Annotated in this window: 12 protein-coding genes and 2 pseudogenes; 1 reads left to right on the top strand and 13 read right to left on the bottom strand. The window is 37.6% G+C overall.

The genetic code is table 11. From position 1 onward, the window contains the following. The 3 genes from CJ239_RS09240 to CJ239_RS09230 all read right to left on the bottom strand — a co-directional run bounded on the left by CJ239_RS09240 (position 1) and on the right by CJ239_RS09230 (position 1,058). Positions 1-351: a type II toxin-antitoxin system RelE/ParE family toxin gene (locus tag CJ239_RS09240; protein ID WP_102211342.1), complete on the bottom strand. Its 351-nt coding sequence runs from the start codon at positions 349-351 to the stop codon at positions 1-3. Further along, positions 341-628 carry a hypothetical protein gene (locus CJ239_RS09235; protein ID WP_102211341.1) on the bottom strand — a complete coding sequence of 96 codons (288 nt, stop codon included), beginning with the start codon at positions 626-628 and terminating at the stop codon, positions 341-343. The genes CJ239_RS09240 and CJ239_RS09235 overlap by 11 nt, the downstream gene beginning before the upstream one ends. A 142-nt stretch (positions 629-770) precedes the next feature. After that, positions 771-1,058 carry a DUF5966 family protein gene (locus CJ239_RS09230; protein WP_102211340.1) on the bottom strand — a complete coding sequence of 96 codons (288 nt, stop codon included), beginning with the start codon at positions 1,056-1,058 and terminating at the stop codon, positions 771-773. A gap of 54 nt (positions 1,059-1,112) precedes the next feature. On the opposite strand from CJ239_RS09230, the pseudogene CJ239_RS09225 reads away from it, so the two are divergent. After that, a pseudogene (locus tag CJ239_RS09225) lies at positions 1,113-1,807 on the top strand (IS630 family transposase); the annotation flags it as partial. 25 nt (positions 1,808-1,832) lie between these two features. Here the strand turns inward: CJ239_RS09225 and CJ239_RS09220 are convergent. From CJ239_RS09220 to CJ239_RS11875, 10 genes and pseudogenes are all read right to left on the bottom strand, one after another. Next, a complete protein-coding gene (locus CJ239_RS09220; RefSeq protein WP_102211339.1) occupies positions 1,833-2,717 on the bottom strand; it encodes an ROK family protein in 885 nt (294 codons plus the stop codon). A 17-nt stretch (positions 2,718-2,734) separates the two neighbouring features. Beyond that, positions 2,735-3,652: a dihydrodipicolinate synthase family protein gene (locus CJ239_RS09215; protein ID WP_001281525.1), complete on the bottom strand. Its 918-nt coding sequence runs from the start codon at positions 3,650-3,652 to the stop codon at positions 2,735-2,737. 173 nt (positions 3,653-3,825) lie between these two features. Further along, positions 3,826-4,470: a YesL family protein gene (locus CJ239_RS09210; RefSeq protein ID WP_102211338.1), complete on the bottom strand. Its 645-nt coding sequence runs from the start codon at positions 4,468-4,470 to the stop codon at positions 3,826-3,828. 131 nt (positions 4,471-4,601) lie between these two features. Beyond that, positions 4,602-5,054 (bottom strand): YhcH/YjgK/YiaL family protein, encoded by a 453-nt coding sequence (locus tag CJ239_RS09205; protein ID WP_042900524.1) that lies wholly within the window; start codon positions 5,052-5,054, stop codon positions 4,602-4,604. Between the two features lie 125 nt (positions 5,055-5,179). Next, positions 5,180-6,019 carry a carbohydrate ABC transporter permease gene (locus tag CJ239_RS09200; RefSeq protein ID WP_001192119.1) on the bottom strand — a complete coding sequence of 280 codons (840 nt, stop codon included), beginning with the start codon at positions 6,017-6,019 and terminating at the stop codon, positions 5,180-5,182. Between the two features lie 15 nt (positions 6,020-6,034). Beyond that, on the bottom strand, positions 6,035-6,901 hold the full coding sequence (locus tag CJ239_RS09195) for a carbohydrate ABC transporter permease (protein ID WP_180958260.1): 867 nt from the start codon (positions 6,899-6,901) through the stop codon (positions 6,035-6,037). Between the two features lie 155 nt (positions 6,902-7,056). After that, the gene (locus CJ239_RS09190) at positions 7,057-8,385 is read right to left on the bottom strand and encodes an ABC transporter substrate-binding protein (protein WP_042900522.1); all 1,329 of its coding nucleotides are present in this window, start codon (positions 8,383-8,385) and stop codon (positions 7,057-7,059) included. Positions 8,386-8,498: 113 nt separating this feature from the next. Next, positions 8,499-9,197, bottom strand: coding sequence for an N-acetylmannosamine-6-phosphate 2-epimerase (locus CJ239_RS09185; protein WP_001135682.1), 699 nt, complete (start codon positions 9,195-9,197; stop codon positions 8,499-8,501). A gap of 171 nt (positions 9,198-9,368) precedes the next feature. After that, a pseudogene (locus tag CJ239_RS09180) lies at positions 9,369-9,716 on the bottom strand (Gfo/Idh/MocA family oxidoreductase); the annotation flags it as partial. Positions 9,717-9,815: 99 nt separating this feature from the next. Continuing rightward, positions 9,816-15,788: an SIALI-17 repeat-containing surface protein gene (locus tag CJ239_RS11875; protein WP_102211336.1), complete on the bottom strand. Its 5,973-nt coding sequence runs from the start codon at positions 15,786-15,788 to the stop codon at positions 9,816-9,818. Positions 15,789-16,148: the final 360 nt, after the last annotated feature.

Genomic DNA, 16,148 nt, shown 5'->3' with positions numbered 1-16,148 from the left:
TCAATCATATCTTGACTCGGTCTTAAATAATTTCATGTAATCACTTTTTGAAGGGAGTAAATAAGCAAGTCTGACGGTATCCTCAACAATTGTATATAATACGATGTAATCCTTACTCAAGGTCAATCCTCTCGTTTGATAGTGAGGATCTAATCTCTTACCAAATTTTTCATCGGCATCAAATCCAGCTTGGGGGAAAATTTCCAGCCGATTAATATCCTTTCTAATATTCGCTACTTTTCGTCTCGCAGCCTCTACAGAACCAATTTCCTCCGCTATATACTGATATATTTTATCCAGACTATCAATCACTCTAGGAGAATACAAAATCCTATATTTTTTATAATCCATAGCGTGTCACGACATCCTCATCTGTCAAATAATTTCCAGCCTCAATCTTGGCATAACTTTCTTGAACTTCTGCTTGTAATTGTCTAAATAAATACTCCTTCTCCAATTCCTCTTCACTTAGTAAATCTACTTCATTTGTTACGACAACATTCTTTAAAAATAATCTGAGTGCTGATGAAAGAGAGAGATTTTGTTCTTTTAACACTTCCATAGCATCATTTACCAATTCTCTATTAGCTTGGAAGGTCACCATTTTACTTGAATTCGCTATAGCCATTTTATATAATTCCTTTATAGATTTTCTTTATTATCTCACAATTATAAAGAAAGTCAAGAAGTTTTGATTTGAAAGAATCAATTTCTAAAATTTTTCATGTCCTAAAAAGCGGAATCAATTTTGAACTTGTTAAGATTATTTTCTATTCTTTCTTCCACTTGTATCCTGCCCAGCATGCTAAAGCCAGTAAAACTAAATTAAAGATGATAAAGAAAGTCGTAAAACCAAATAATCCATTTTGAGCTAAATCTGCCGTGTAAAGTTCAGTTTCTGTAAAGAGAAGATAGAATCCATATACCTCAGTAAAGAGAGTAGCACAGGCTAGTCCAATTAAAAACAATCCACTAGCCAGAACTATGAGCATCCAGAGAATCAAGGCAATCGTGCCCACGACTATGAGAATAAGAGGAAGAATCAGAAAATCTGTCATAAGGATCCTCCTAGTCTACCATGCGACGATAAAAGTCTGCGTCCTAGCAGATGTCTCAAAAACTATCTTACTGACAATCCAGACGCTTATTTGACTGAGATAGCTGCTGAATTCGGATGTCACCCAACTACCATTCACTATGCTCTCAAAGCTATGGGCTACACTCGAAAAAAAAGAACCACACCTACTATGAACAAGACCCAGAAAAAGTAGCTTTATTTCTTAAAAGTTTTAATAGTTTAAAGCATCTAGCACCTGTTTATATTGATGAAACAGGATTCGATACTTATTTTTATCGAGAATATGGTCGCTCTTTAAAAGGTCAGTTAATAAGAGGTAAAGTATCTGGAAGAAGATATCAGAGGATTTCTTTGGTTGCAGGGCTAACAAATGGTGAGTTAATCGCTCCAATGACTTACGAAGAGACGATGACGAGCGACTTTTTTGAAGCTTGGTTTCAGAAGTTTCTCTTACCAACCTTAAACAAACCATCAGTTATCATTATGGATAATGCAAGATTCCATAGAATGGGTAAGCTAGAACTCTTGTGTGAAGAGTTTGGGCATAAACTTTTACCTCTTCCTCCCTACTCACCTGAGTACAATCCTATTGAGAAAACATGGGCTCATATCAAAAAGCACCTCAAAAAGGCATTACCGAGTTGTAGTACTTTTTTCGAGGCTCTTTTGTCTTGTTCTTGTTTCAATTTACTATACAACACAGATGAACTATATGCCCGTCGTACCTAGAAAATCCTAGTTTGGCTTAGCCAAACTAGGATTGTTTTGTTTTAAAATGATAGTAGGCTCCCAACATACCTGCAGTATTTTGATGCTGGGCGAATTCTAATCTTGTTTTCTCAGCCAAACTTAGTACCAAGGCTTCTTTCAAAGCTGCACGAATTTTTGGTTTCAGAATCGCTTCCTGTCCCATAATTCCGCCACCTAGAATAACTACTTCTGGATTGGCCACATAACAAATATTAGCTAGACCTTTTCCTAGATAGTCAACCATACGGTCGATACCATACATGCAGAGTTTGTTCCCTTCAGTAGCTTCTTTAAAAATTCGACGACCATTCCACTGATCAACGGGATCACCATGCGCTTCTGCTACATAACGAACCAAAGCTGTGGTCGAAGCTAAATCTTGGAAGGCTCCATCTTGCATGTGTAGATAGCCAACCTCACAGGCAGAATTACTAAAACCATGGAAGACTTGACCGTCAATAATTAAACAACCACCAATACCTGTCCCAATGGTTAAGCAAAGGGTCACACTTGCTCCCTTACCAGATCCCGAAACTGCTTCTGCAAGGCCTGCACAGTTGACATCATTTTCAATTTCACAAGGAATATCAAAGCTAGTCTCGATTTCCTTTTTGAACTGTGTACCTGCATAATTTGGAATCTGTGGGCCAGCATAGAAAATCTCACCCTTGTCAGGATCCACCATACCTGCCGAAGAAATGGCAACACCTGCTACAGAATCTTTTTCAAGATAACTAGCTACAATCTGTTTGGTTTTCTCTAAAATATGGGGGCCACCCTTATGTGCCTCTGTCGGTATCTCATGCGATTCAAGAAGTTGCCCCTCTTGATCAACCAAACCATACTTGATGTTAGTTCCACCGATATCAATTGCAATGTAGTTAGTCATAAATACCTCCTTATGAATTAGAGGAAGCGCTCCTTAGTTTCACGAATCAAGGCTGCAGCTGCTTCCACAACTGGACGATCTTCTTCAGTCACTGGTGTCAAAGGTGAACGAACAGATCCAATATTAAGTCCTTCATTGATCTTCAAGACTTCTTTAATGACACCATACATATTTCCATGTGCAGAAGTGAGTTTACCAATGATAGCATTGATAGCGTATTGTAATTCACGCGCTGTTTCCAAGTCTTTATCCGCAATCAATTGGTTGAGTTTCAAGAAGAGTTCTGGCATAGCACCGTAAGTACCACCGATACCAGCCTTAGCACCCATGAGGCGTCCTCCTAGGAACTGCTCATCTGGACCATTAAAGACGATATGGTCTTCTCCACCAAGGCTCACAAAAGTTTGGATATCTTGAACTGGCATAGAAGAGTTCTTCACACCGATAACACGAGGATTCTTCAACATTTCAGTATAAAGACTTGGAGTCAAAGCAACACCTGCCAATTGAGGGATGTTGTAGATCACATAGTCTGTGTTTGGAGCTGCAGAGCTGATATCATTCCAGTATTTAGCGACTGAGTATTCTGGCAAGCGGAAGTAAATTGGTGGAATCGTTGCAATGGCATCTACACCCAAGCTTTCTGCATGGCGAGCAAGTTCCATACTATCTTTGGTATTGTTGCAAGCAACGTGAGCAATGATGGTCAATTTACCTTTGGCAACTGCCATGACTTCTTCCAAAATCAACTTACGGTCTTCAACGCTTTGGTAGATACATTCACCAGAAGATCCATTGACATAAAGGCCTTGAACACCTTTATCAATGAAGTATTGAACCAAGGCACGTGTGCGCTCTGGACTTACTTCTCCTTGTTCATCGTAACATGCGTAGAAGGCTGGAATGACACCTTCGTATTTTTTCAAATCTGACATAGATTTTCTCCTGTTATTTTTATTTTCTGCTAGAGCAGATTCTTTCTTTACTTCTTTAGTATACACTTTAGAGAAAAGGCTTTCAATATCTTTTAGACACTTAGATTTTAGTTTCTCGCTTATAGAATAGCTTTGGGAGCGTTTGAAAGTAGTTTCAGAAATAATTGCAAGCCTTACTCATACTTAGCAAATAGCTTTTCCATCACTCCCACTTGTAAAAAAGCAAGAAGTCCAAAACCAAAGAGAATAAAAGCTGATCCTCCCAATAGAAGGGTAAAAGCTGATAGATATAGAATCATCAAAATCAAAAAGATAATTACGATCATCAAGATAAACCAAGGAGCATTAAAACTAGCCAAGATCAGTCCTTTTTGAAGAATTTCTTTCCAAGATAGGTCATAACGTGCCGCAATAGGGTAACTAGCCAACATCACAATAGTGAGGAAGATAAGAATACCTAGACAAATAGCTTTCACCAATTGGAAGGGCAGAGCTGTTTGCCCCCAGAAAAGATAGAGATCTGAAAGAGTTAGAAATACAATTCCCAATTCTAACATCCCCAACTGAAAACCTAATTTCAGATTTTGCCTGAAAACTCTTAGATATGTTCTAAAAACTGGAACACGTCTACTTTGCTTGATTTCAAACATTGTCTGATAGAGACTAATTTTGGCTACCCCAATCGTTACGATTGGCAAACAAGTTACTACAAAGAGAAGATTGACTGTTACAATATCTAAAACCTTCTCACTAATTCGCATTAGAAAATTATCTGTATCAAATGCAGCCTTGATGAGACTTCTTCCTTTTTGTGACATTTTTTACTCCCCCTATCATTTCATTTCTACCACTATCTAAATCATTCCGATTTATCAATTGATAAGATTCAACTCTTAAACTCAATTTTCAAAAGTGCTTAATAAGATAGTCATCAGCTATCTCTATTATTCTAATCAATTAAAATTTTAAACAAATACTTGCGAACTTGATCTTCCATACCTGCATAACCATTTGGTTGATGTGGTTCTCCTGGGAAGAAAATTGCAAAATTGTGATAACCTAGTAAAAGTGGATACTGTTCATGACAATGGACAAAACCAATATCACTTGTTTCGTCAAATGCTACTGCTTCATCTTTGATACGTGAACCGTAGCTCGAATATTCATGCCCTTCTACCAATAAATGCAAGTCTGCATAGTTCTTGTGATGTTCAAACTGGTCATTTTCAGCTTTATTTAGGACATTTTCTTGAACAACTAGAAAGACCTTATCCCCATCAATATCATATTTTCCTAACTCGAACGAATCTTTACGATGTTCATAAAGATAATCAATTGCCTTGTCAAGATTTGGATGAATTCCTTTATAAAAGCTAATATTTTTCAAATCGTCAAAAATCATTATTTTCTCCTTTAAAAATCGTCATTAAGCGATTAAAACTAACACCTCCAACAGTGTCATTCACTGTCGGAGGCTTTTAGATAGTGCTAGCAATAGCCAATTGATACTGTAAAAGAAAGCGTTTCTTATCCTTTAACAGCTCCCATAGTAATACCTTGTGTGAAGGATTTTTGGAAGACTAAGAAGACTGTTACGATTGGCACAGCAGCAAGAGCTGCCCCTGCCATGATTAAACCATAGTTGGTTGCCATTTCGGCTTGCATGGTCGCAACACCGAGTGAAATAGTCAAATTATTACGTGAAGTCAACATAACCAACTGCATGAAGTAGTCGTTCCAAGTATTGATGAAGGTAAAGATTGCAAGAGCCGCAAACCCTGGTTTTACAATTGGGAAGGCTACACTCCAGAAAGTACGAATCTCACCACAACCATCGATTTTAGCTGATTCAAGCAACTCTGTTGGGATATTTTCACTAAATTGTTTCATAAGGAAAACCCCAAATGGCCATCCAATCAAAGGCAAGATAACTGCCCAGAGAGTATCGTGGATTCCCATGAAGTTGACGATACGTACCAATGGTACAAGGACAACTTGTTTTGGAAGAGCCATGGCAGCAATAAAGATTGCAAAGAGGATACGTTGACCATAGAAACGTTTTTTAGCCAATACATAACCTGCTAGAGATGAAGTTGCACAGACTAAGAACATCGTTACCAATGAGATAAATACTGAGTTCCACATCCATTGCATAGCAGGGTTTTGTACCATGAGTTGTTGGAAGTTTTCCATGGTTGGCATTTTGGGGAACCATTGTGGCGGAATCATAATGGTATCAGGTTGTGACTTGAAGGCACCTGTCAAAATCCAGTAGAATGGAAAGATGAACAGCACAGTCAACAAGAGCAAAATGATTGTTGAAATAACAGTAAAGGCTGTTAATGGTTTTTTTTGTGTAGATTGCATAGCTGTCTCCTTTCTTTAGTATTCTACATCGTTTCCGAGTACTTTAAATTGAACAAAACTTACGATAGCAATCATAACTGCCAAGAAGACACCAATTGTGTTGGCATAGCCATAATCTGTCAATTGGAAGGCTTTTTCGTATAAGTAGTACATCAAGGTACTTGTAGAGTAGTTTGGACCACCAGATGTCAACAACTGAATCAAGGCGAAAACTTGGAATGAGTTAATTGTTGTGATGATTACGATGTAAAGAGTTGTTGGAAGGAGGCTTGGCCATTTAATCTTCCAGAAAACTTGAAACTCAGTTGCACCATCAACGCGGGCAGCTTCAACCAATGAATTATCAATATTACCCATAGCAGCGATGTAGAGGATGATCGGTTGACCAACTGAAGTTGTCAAGAGGATAATCATAATCGCCATCAATGCCCAGTGTTTGTCTCCCAGCCATGAAATATTTTGAGTAATGATATGACTTGATTTAAGCACAAAGTTCAAGATACCTGATAGTGGATCATAAATCCATTTCCATACAACTGTTACGGCAACACTACCTGTAACAACTGGAAGGAAGAAGACGAAACGGTAGAAGGATCTGGCAATAGCATTTTGATGGTAGGTTTGCGACGCCACAAAGAGCGAAAATAGAACAACAATCGGTACAGATCCAACAACCAAAATAACTGTGTTAATCAGAGATTTTGTAAAGACAGGATCTTTAAACATACGGATATAGTTATCTAAGCCCACAAATTCAAAACTAGTCATAGAGTAGTTAAAGAAACTTGTGATGAAGCCCATAATCATTGGTACTAAAACGAAGACAACGAAGAAGAATAAAACTGGCGCTAGGAAAGCATAAGAAATAACTGTTTCTCTCATACGAATTTTATTAACTTTCACTGTAGGCACCTCTCTTTCCTTTTCTTTTTAATGATAATCTCCTAAGAGAATGATGATTTACCTTTTAAATAAAAGCCCCCTTTTCTTACACAAGCGTGCAAAGGGAAAAGGGGCTACAAAATCTGGTTTAGGGTTTATTGTTTAGTAGCTTTTTTGATAGTTTCGTTTGCTTTTTCAGTAAATGCTTTCAATGCATCAGCTGGTTTTTGATCGCCATTTGAAACTGATTGCAACATTGGGAACCATAGAGTTCTCATTTCTGCAAAACCATCAATTGTATTGTAGTATGGAGAGTAGTACTTAGTCCAAGCACCGATTGTTTCCATACGTTTGTCTTCATAGAGTTTACCAAATGATGTACGAACTGGGAATGCTCCTGTACGAACAACATCTTTTGGACCCCATTCTTTATCATCAGCAATGAATTGAACAAATTTCTTAGAAGCAGCAATTTTTTTGTCGTCTTTGTTGTTGAATACTGCAAATCCGTTTACAAGGTATTCAAGAGCTGGTTTACCAGAATCAGATGGGAATGGTACTTCTACCACTTCTACTTTACTTGCTTCTAAGAGTTTGGCTTGGATACCATTTTGAGCTGGTGCCCAAAGAGTAGTGTATGATGTTTGGCCGTTAGCAAAGTTTTGGATATCTGCTCCACCATCAAATTGTGAACCATTGTTCAACAAACCATCTTTAATCCAGCTAGTTGCTTTTTCAAGACCTTTAACGAATTTAGGATCATCAGTTGTATACTTAGTAACATCTTTATCAGTTACAGAAGCACCATAAAGGTTTGAAATGAAGGCACGTGTTCCTTGGTCTCCCCCTTGACCTGAACTGAACAATGAACCTGGTGTATAGCCTTTAGCTTTGAGTGCTTTCAATACTTTTTCAAAGTCGTCTGTTGTCCAACCTTCTTTTACAAGGTTCGCAACTCCAGCTTCTTCCAACATTTTCTTGTTCATAGCCATGTAGAATGGTGCTGAACTGATTGGATACATGTAAGCTTTATCGCCAGCTTTACTTGCTTTTACAATATTTTCATTGTTAACATCTTTAACAAAGTCGTCTGTAAAGAGGTCGTTCAAGTCAGCCAATTTTCCATTTTTACCGTATTGGATGATACGTCCTGGTGCGTCAAAGAGGACGTCTGGAGCTGTACCTGCTTCGATAGCTGTAGTGATTTTTTCTGGACCTGACTTAAAGTCGATAGTTTCCAATTTCACTTTAACATCTGGGTTTGCTTTTTCAAAGGCTGCGATGATAGATTTTTCATAAGTTCCAACACCGTCACCAGTTTTTTCTTGAGTGAAGACTGGGAATGCCCACCAAGTAATTTCTGTTTTTCCGCTATCGCTACCAGATTTTGCAGCATCTTTACTTCCACCAGAATTTCCACAAGCAGCAAGACCAAGAATTGCAGCACCTGCAAGTACTGTACAAGCTAGTTTTCTAAATTTCATTTGTATTCTCCTATTTATAAGCGTATCCATATTGGATAATGAGCAAGTTTGCATCTGTATACGTTTTCATTTTATCCGACGCTTCCACCACTCTCCTCTGTTTTGAGATTGTGTTATTTAAGACCAGCAACAAAGCGTTCTGTAATCTCTTTTGGTCTAGTAATAGCGCCACCAACAACAATGCCTCTTACTCCGTATCCCAGGATTTGTTTAGCTTGTTCTGGTGTATGAATTTTCCCTTCAGCGATAACATCTACACCCGCATCACAGAGCTTTTTGATTAATTCAAAATCGGGACCGTCCACTTTTGGACTATAAGATGTGTAACCTGATAAGGTTGTTCCAACGAAGTCAATTCCTGCTTCTACAGCTGCTAATCCTTCTTCGAAGGTACTAGTATCAGCCATCAAGAGCTGGTTAGGATATTTTTCCTTGACCTGACGGATAAACTCCTGAATTTCTAAACCGTCATAGCGTTCTCGCTTCGTACAGTCCAGAGCAATTACCTCAATGTCTAGCTCTGCTAGTTCATCAACTTCTTTCATAGTAGCAGTGATGAAGGGTTCTTGAGGTGGATAATCTCGTTTGATAATCCCGATAATCGGAAGTTTTGTAACCTCTTTGATTTCCTTGATATCACGAACACTATTGGCTCGAATACCGACTGCTCCACCTTGCTCAGCCGCTTTGACCAGCAAGGGGATAACTCCTCCCGCTTCTGTATAAAGCGGTTCGTGAGGAAGGGCCTGACAAGAAACAATGATTCCATCTTTAATTTGATTAATCAAGGCTTCTTTAGTAATCTGTGGCATCCTTTTTCCTCCTTTTCCTTTTTTCTTATGAGACAATTATATACTATTTTTAAAGCGCTTTCAAGAGTTTGTTATATGATAGATTGCAGTTTTAAAAAGAAAGCAAGTCAAGCACCTCTTTAAAAGTACTTTCAAAGAGGTGCTTGACTTATTATAAGAGAATACCGATATTTATTTTGCTATCTCAGATAGCTTCACTTTGCGATCTTCAAACATAGACTGGGTACAAGCATTTGCAGTAGCAATTGCTTTTAGAGCAGCTTCATCTGTCAATAGTTTTGTAAATTCTTCTGATACTGGAGCTCTTTGCATAATCTCATGCAGATAGCGCATTTCTTTATCAATGACAGATGACAACCATAATGGAGTAGGTTTACCTGGTTTACCATAAGCAATTGCACCATCCATCTCTGTACTATGATAGATACGAGTACGATCATCATCTTCTTCTTGCGATTCATGAATCAAGAAATAACTTTCTTGCCCATCTAGCTTAAGAGTTCCTTTACAGTTGAATAAGAATCCTAAAAACCAGCCTAAAATCCTAGATAATTTTTAGGATTCTAGACTGGTTTATTTTATATGAACTTAAAAGTTCAACGAACAACTGTAGACAAATTAACTGTCTTTTCGCCTATAAGAAATCATTGCTCCAAGGAACACTCCTACAAAACCAAATAAGATTGTTAGTGATGAGGCAGACTCACCTGTATTTGGTAACATAGTTTGTTCATTGTTACTTATCTTATTCTCTGATTGGTTTGATTCTGAGTGTTGATTTGTAGATAACAATTTAGGTGATGGTGAAATCTCCTCCTCTTTTTTAGCTTTTGTAGGATTATCAAGTGCTAGATTATTGACAGAGAGTCGGAAAGTCATAGCATAAATACTAAAGTGGTTGGTTTCAAAAATGACCTTTCCATCTTTTTGCGTGAATTCAAGAGGATGGAGATTTCCTTCTGGATCTACATAGTAAACATTTTCGACAGACTGATCTGTAGCAAAAGTAACAAGGACTTTTCCTTCAGGTTGAACATATCTGCCATTTGCATCCTTCAATTTGATATCAAATGCTTTATAATTTAATGAAGCAAAACCGCTAACTTTTACTTCCTCTATTTGTACAGTTTTAACATTTTTCAAAACTTCATCTGAAGCTTGAACTTGAACACTTCCTGCTTCATTTTTGAAAATACGTTGTGAACGAGCAAGACCTGAGATAACTTGATTAGAGTTTCCTTCATTTTTACTTTCTCCATTCTCTACTTGCTTATCAGTGGATTTCACTACTGAATCTTCTGCTGCTAATGGTTCTATATAATCTTCTATATCATGAACTGCACTAACTACTGCATTTACTCCGCCCCGATAATCCTCTTTTTCCTCAAGAATAGCAAGTACTGAGTTAACTCCTCCTGTAAACTCAGGGTGCTCTACTATTGGCGCTGATTCTTCACCTACTGTAGATACAAGACCTTCATATTCTGGAAGTTCTATAACGAGTGGTTCACCTTTTACTCCGCCTGTGAAGTCAGTATTCTCTACTCTTGGCGCTACTTCTTCACCTGCTGTAGATACAAGACCCTTGTATTCTGGAAGTTCTGTAACAAGAGACTCGCCTTTTACTCCGCCTGTGAAGTCAGTGTTCTCTACTCTTGGCGCTACTTCTTCACCTGCTGTAGATACAAGACCCTTGTATTCTGGAAGTTCTGTAACAAGAGACTCGCCTTTTACTCCGCCTGTGAAGTCAGTGTTCTCCACTATTGGTGCTACCTCTTCACCTACTGTAGATAGAACACCTTTGTATTCTGGAAGTTCTGTAACAAGAGACTCGCCTTTTACTCCGCCTATAAAGTCAGATACTTCTACTGTCGGCGTCGCTTCTTCACCAGATGTCCCCAAGTCACCTGTATAGTCTTTGATATCATAAATAGCACTCTCTACAGCATTCACTCCACCAGGAATAAATGCTCCATCAAGGTTGACTGTCAAATTGTGCATGCTTTCAATATTACCATCAACTATACCTGTAATTTCCTGACCAGCATCTTTCTTATCTACCGCAAATAAAAGAGTTTTCGAATCATACTGAGTCATAAATACAGCTGTACTTCCATTAGCTAATTGTAAAATAGGTGCTTGGTTTACCAAAACTTCTGAATCAAACTCTAGACCAATAACACCTTTCCTCATTTCAATGATTTGGTTTACCCTTGCTTCTGTTGGAGAAATAAAATCTTTGCTTACAAAATCCCAATTAAATTTCTTATAAGAAAGTGTATAACGATTTTGACCATTCTCGCTATGTTCATATAAAATTCCGTATTCTCCGTTACCCAAGTCTTGTAATGAATTATATGCAAATTCTCCACCTTGAATTAAATGATGTTTTATCCAAGTCAACTCGCCATTCTTTTCAACACGTGCCAAATGAACTAAACCATCTTTTCGTTCGTGGCCTGGTCCAGCAGCATTGCTAAGAAGAATGTACTCTTTCCCATCATGCATCGTATGAATAGCTGACATTTGCACATAGGCATCTTTTACCTCTGGATAACGTTTGATTGTTTTCTCCCAAGTAACTCCCCCATCTTTACTAGTAGCAACCTGAAGATCTCCAGTTAAACCACGCATAAATAGTTTTACATCGCCATTATTCAATTGCAGAACTGTTGCTTCTGTATTTTGTGCACCATTATTATTCATAGTAGATGAATGGATAACTCCATTTCCAACAGGTCTATTATCGTTTGGAGCTTCTCCTGCATGCCAAGTTACACCATGATCATCTGAATAAATAAGACGAGAAGATTGAGAACCCCATAAATGTACAACACTATTTGTTGTATAAGCTGGCACTAAGATACGACCTTTGTGAACTCCAGTACGAAGTACGATTCCTGTTCCTGGACCAGTTCCAAGGAATTTCATCCAGTCTTGACGAATTGCAGGAGTAATATCTTTTGGTGCAGACCATGTTTTACCGTCATCATCACTATAAGACATCCATAAATAACTTGTGTTAGCAACTCTAAATGGATTTTTAGTACTTTGTGCAAAGTAAACATTACCTATTAAAGTCTGCCCTTTATACAAATCACCTTTATCACTATATCCTGGATTTTTAGGATCTACCACAACGTGGTATTCTGTTTTTTGATTTTGTGAATTGTAAACCTCACCATTTTCTCGAATTGTGTAATGACCTTTTTCACCAGATTTATATAAAATTTGATAAGATTTATCTCCTACCTTCTCATACGCTTTTTCTGGTTTATCAGGCATAGCAAACACTGCTTTCCCTTCTGGGAACATATCGTAAACCGAAAAGATTCTCTTAGTTTCTGGATCTTGAACTAATACCATATCAATATTTAAGGGTGACGGAGCAGTTTTATCTCTGGCCTCTGGATTATCACGAAGATTAGAAATTGTTATTCTATCTCCCCATGTCACTCCTCCATCCTGACTTCGACGAACTACCATACCAATATCTCCCCAGTCAGAGAATTGTAAACGTCTTTCATCAGCTCCGCCAATTAATGTTCCTTTATCCGTTTTCAGCAAGGCTGGGATTCGGTAAGTATTAATCCCATCCTTGTTCAATCCACCATTTACACCACTTATAAAAACTTCCTTCTTCTCTGTGATTTTTGCACTTTCTGGCAATTTCACTTCTAAATCTGCTACTTTAAATAATTGACTGCGTTTTCCTACTTCTTCAGGCGTCAAGGCACGATCATATACGGTTAGATTACGAACCTGAAGATTTGATCCCCACATTGTTTGGTTCGCTCTTCTAGTAGCACCAATCTGAATCTTATTAACATCTGGCATATCTTTAATAAAACGACCAGATTTCGTATTCGTTCTAGATAATACACCATTTACATATAGACGAACTTGTCCATTTGGTTGATCTGCTTTCGGTCTTTCCACCGTGAAAGTAACTGAATTCCATTGTCCAGGTTTTACTTTAAGTGGTGCATCTGAGTAACTTCCGTAAAAATGACTTCCATCAGCTCCTCGTGCTTCGACCATTGCAGTACCTTTATTAACAGACATACTGAAATATTCGTCTCTATTCTTATCACTTGATACAGAGAAAAGATTATAGAATTGCGGAGCATTAGTATCTGGTTTAAACTCCATATGAATAGTCGCATTTTGAAGATGTTTCAACTTATCTAAGGCTTCTGCTAAATCAACTCTTTGCCCATTTTCAGCATTCGTAGCAAGGTCTTCTTTTTCAAATACAGTTTTAACATTCTTCAAATCTCTAGCAAAATAATCACGTGGAGGCATAACATTGCTCTCTTCTGATTCTGCTTCATCAGAAGTATTTGTTTCTTCTGGAGTATCTGTTTCCTTTGGAAGTTTTTCACCTTCTACCTCAGTAGCTGTTCCCTCTTTTGGTTTCTTATCATTAGAACCTGCTACATTACCTGGTGTTGTATCTAATTTCCCAGTTGTATTCTTATCTGCATCATCTTTTGGTGCTTCCGTGTCTTTATCTTTCACATAAACAGGATCTTTTGGTTGACCTTCGATATACGAACGTACCCATTCTAATTGTTCTTTTGATAAAACTAAACCACCGCTACGATTATCGATAACTCCATTTTGATGAACTCCAATTAATACACCTTTATCATTGTATAGTCCACCACCAGATGCTCCAGGTTTCGTACCTCCGTAACTAATACCTTCTATTCCAGAACCAAAGTCAGTAGTACCTACTACTTTACTATCTAATACTGGACTTAACTTGTTATCTGGGAAACCATAAACCGAAACTGTATTGCCTTCTGAAACTTTTGCAGATTGCTTCACAACTTCTACAGGAGTTACTCCTTTTACTGCCTCTTTTAATCGAACAAGAGCTAAGTCATTTTTAAAGCCAAAAACAGACTCTGCTTTGTTCCAATAAGCAATTTCTTCATCAGAAAAATTGATAGAAGTTCCATTTGGTAACGTAGCCTTATAAACTGTATTCTCTTTCCCTGACTTTGTAACAACCTTAGAGCCATTAACTGTTAAAAAGTTGTGTGCCACAGTTAATAACAAATTAGGGGCAATTAGGGTTGCTGAACCTGTTCCATCAGGTGTTAAGATATGTGTAGTGGCTTGGAAATTTTGTTCTCCATTTGGTGCATTTTTTACTATTTCACTTGGTTTTGGTAAGTTTGCAGTTCCACTTAAATCAACTTTCCCAACCTCCGTACGAGCAAAATCAGTTTTTGGAGCTACTGAGTCTAACACAGCTTTAATAACCGTATTTCCTAGAGCTACTTTACTTACATAATCACCAGACCAACTAGTATCTGTAACTAACTTGTTGATAGGAAGATTATTATAAGACACTATCTTAGCATTCGGAGAATCACCTACTAATCGATTAAAGTCTGAATCTTGTCGTAAATTAAATACGATTGGTGAGTCAACTTCTCCTGTTTGCACTACCTTGTCTGCAATCAAGCGATTGCCCTTCACATCTTCCAGACGAAGAAGAACTCGACCTTTTTCAACTCCACTTAATAAGGTTGCTTGGCCTCTATCATTGAAACGGTAGCGCGCACCATCAATTTCTTTTTCAACATTCTTTAGAGCTTTATGATTTTCGTCATAATAGTAACGAGTCGTTCCATCTAGATACCATCCCGTGATTGCATATCTATCCACCATCGAACGAATCCACTCTTTATGCTTTTCCGTAAAGATAGTACCACCACCGATACGATTGGCTTCTACTTCACTAGCAGTATTTGTTCCGTGTTGATGGATACCAATCACTTCTCCTTTATCATTAAATAAAGGAGCACCTGAAAAACCACCTAAAGCAGACGTATGGTAAGTAACAGCACCATTTTCTTTATTAAGAGTACTTACTTTCCCTTCCACTTCATAAGGTTTTCCATCTTTTAGTCGATTTCTGTTTTCTACACTTAGATTAGAAGTTGTGAAGTCATTAGGATAGCCAACCATTCGAATCGAATCACCTGTGGCTACCTCAGTCTTACTTAGCTCTCTTGGCGAATCCTCTCCATTGGTCATAGCTTCGACAGTTTTCTTAGTTACAACAACTGCCAGGTCATTACTATAAGACCTTCCAAAATCCTTTTCATTATAAGCATGAATAGCACCTTTATCTACAGCTTCAGTACTACCTGACGTAGGAACTTTATTTACTTTCTCCGTATCCGAATTCATCACGACATAACTTTTTGCAGAATCGCCGCCACGTAAAACCGCAGATTTATCCTCTTGCTTCTTATCATAATAATTATGAGCAACAGTCACCATCACATTTGGTGCAACAAAAACTCCACTACCTGATGCCGTTTGTTGACCACTATTTCCACTGTCATAGGTGGTATAGGTCATTGCTACACCATTAGCAGCCTCACTATGAACTCCCACATCTTTTATATCGTTACCACCCTGAATAACATCAGCATAAGCAATTCCACTGCCAATAACTGGTAATTCTGGTGCAGCTAAGCCAAGAACTGCGGATAATGTCAAGCAACCAACCAAACCATAAGCTTTGGATTTACGGAATTTTCCTAAACCTTTTAAACGTATAAACATATATTACCTCACTTTAACTTTCAAAGTTAATTTGTTCATTAGAATTCCAAACAACTTAATGAGTCCTGCAGCTTCATCCTCCTTCCTACTACACGACTCTCAATATATAATCTATTTTTAATATATATTATTTCTTTAAGTTTTAGACTTACTCTTACAGTATAACACAAGCTGGAATTGCTTTCAATTATAGGATATAATCTTCATTCATCAAATTATTTTAAAACATAAAAAGAATAGCATTTTGAAATACAGAAATATATAACTTGATATATATTCTGACTTGTAGAGAAATTAAAATTGGATAACTATTAGTAACTTCACATACAATTCTAGCCATAAAATAAACAATAATTTGTA

The sequence above is a fragment of the Streptococcus sp. UMB0029 genome (genome assembly GCF_002871495.1).
Taxonomy (GTDB): Bacteria; Bacillota; Bacilli; order Lactobacillales; family Streptococcaceae; genus Streptococcus.
Note: the sequence above shows the minus strand (reverse complement) of the source record. Positions and strands in the feature narration are given on the sequence as shown.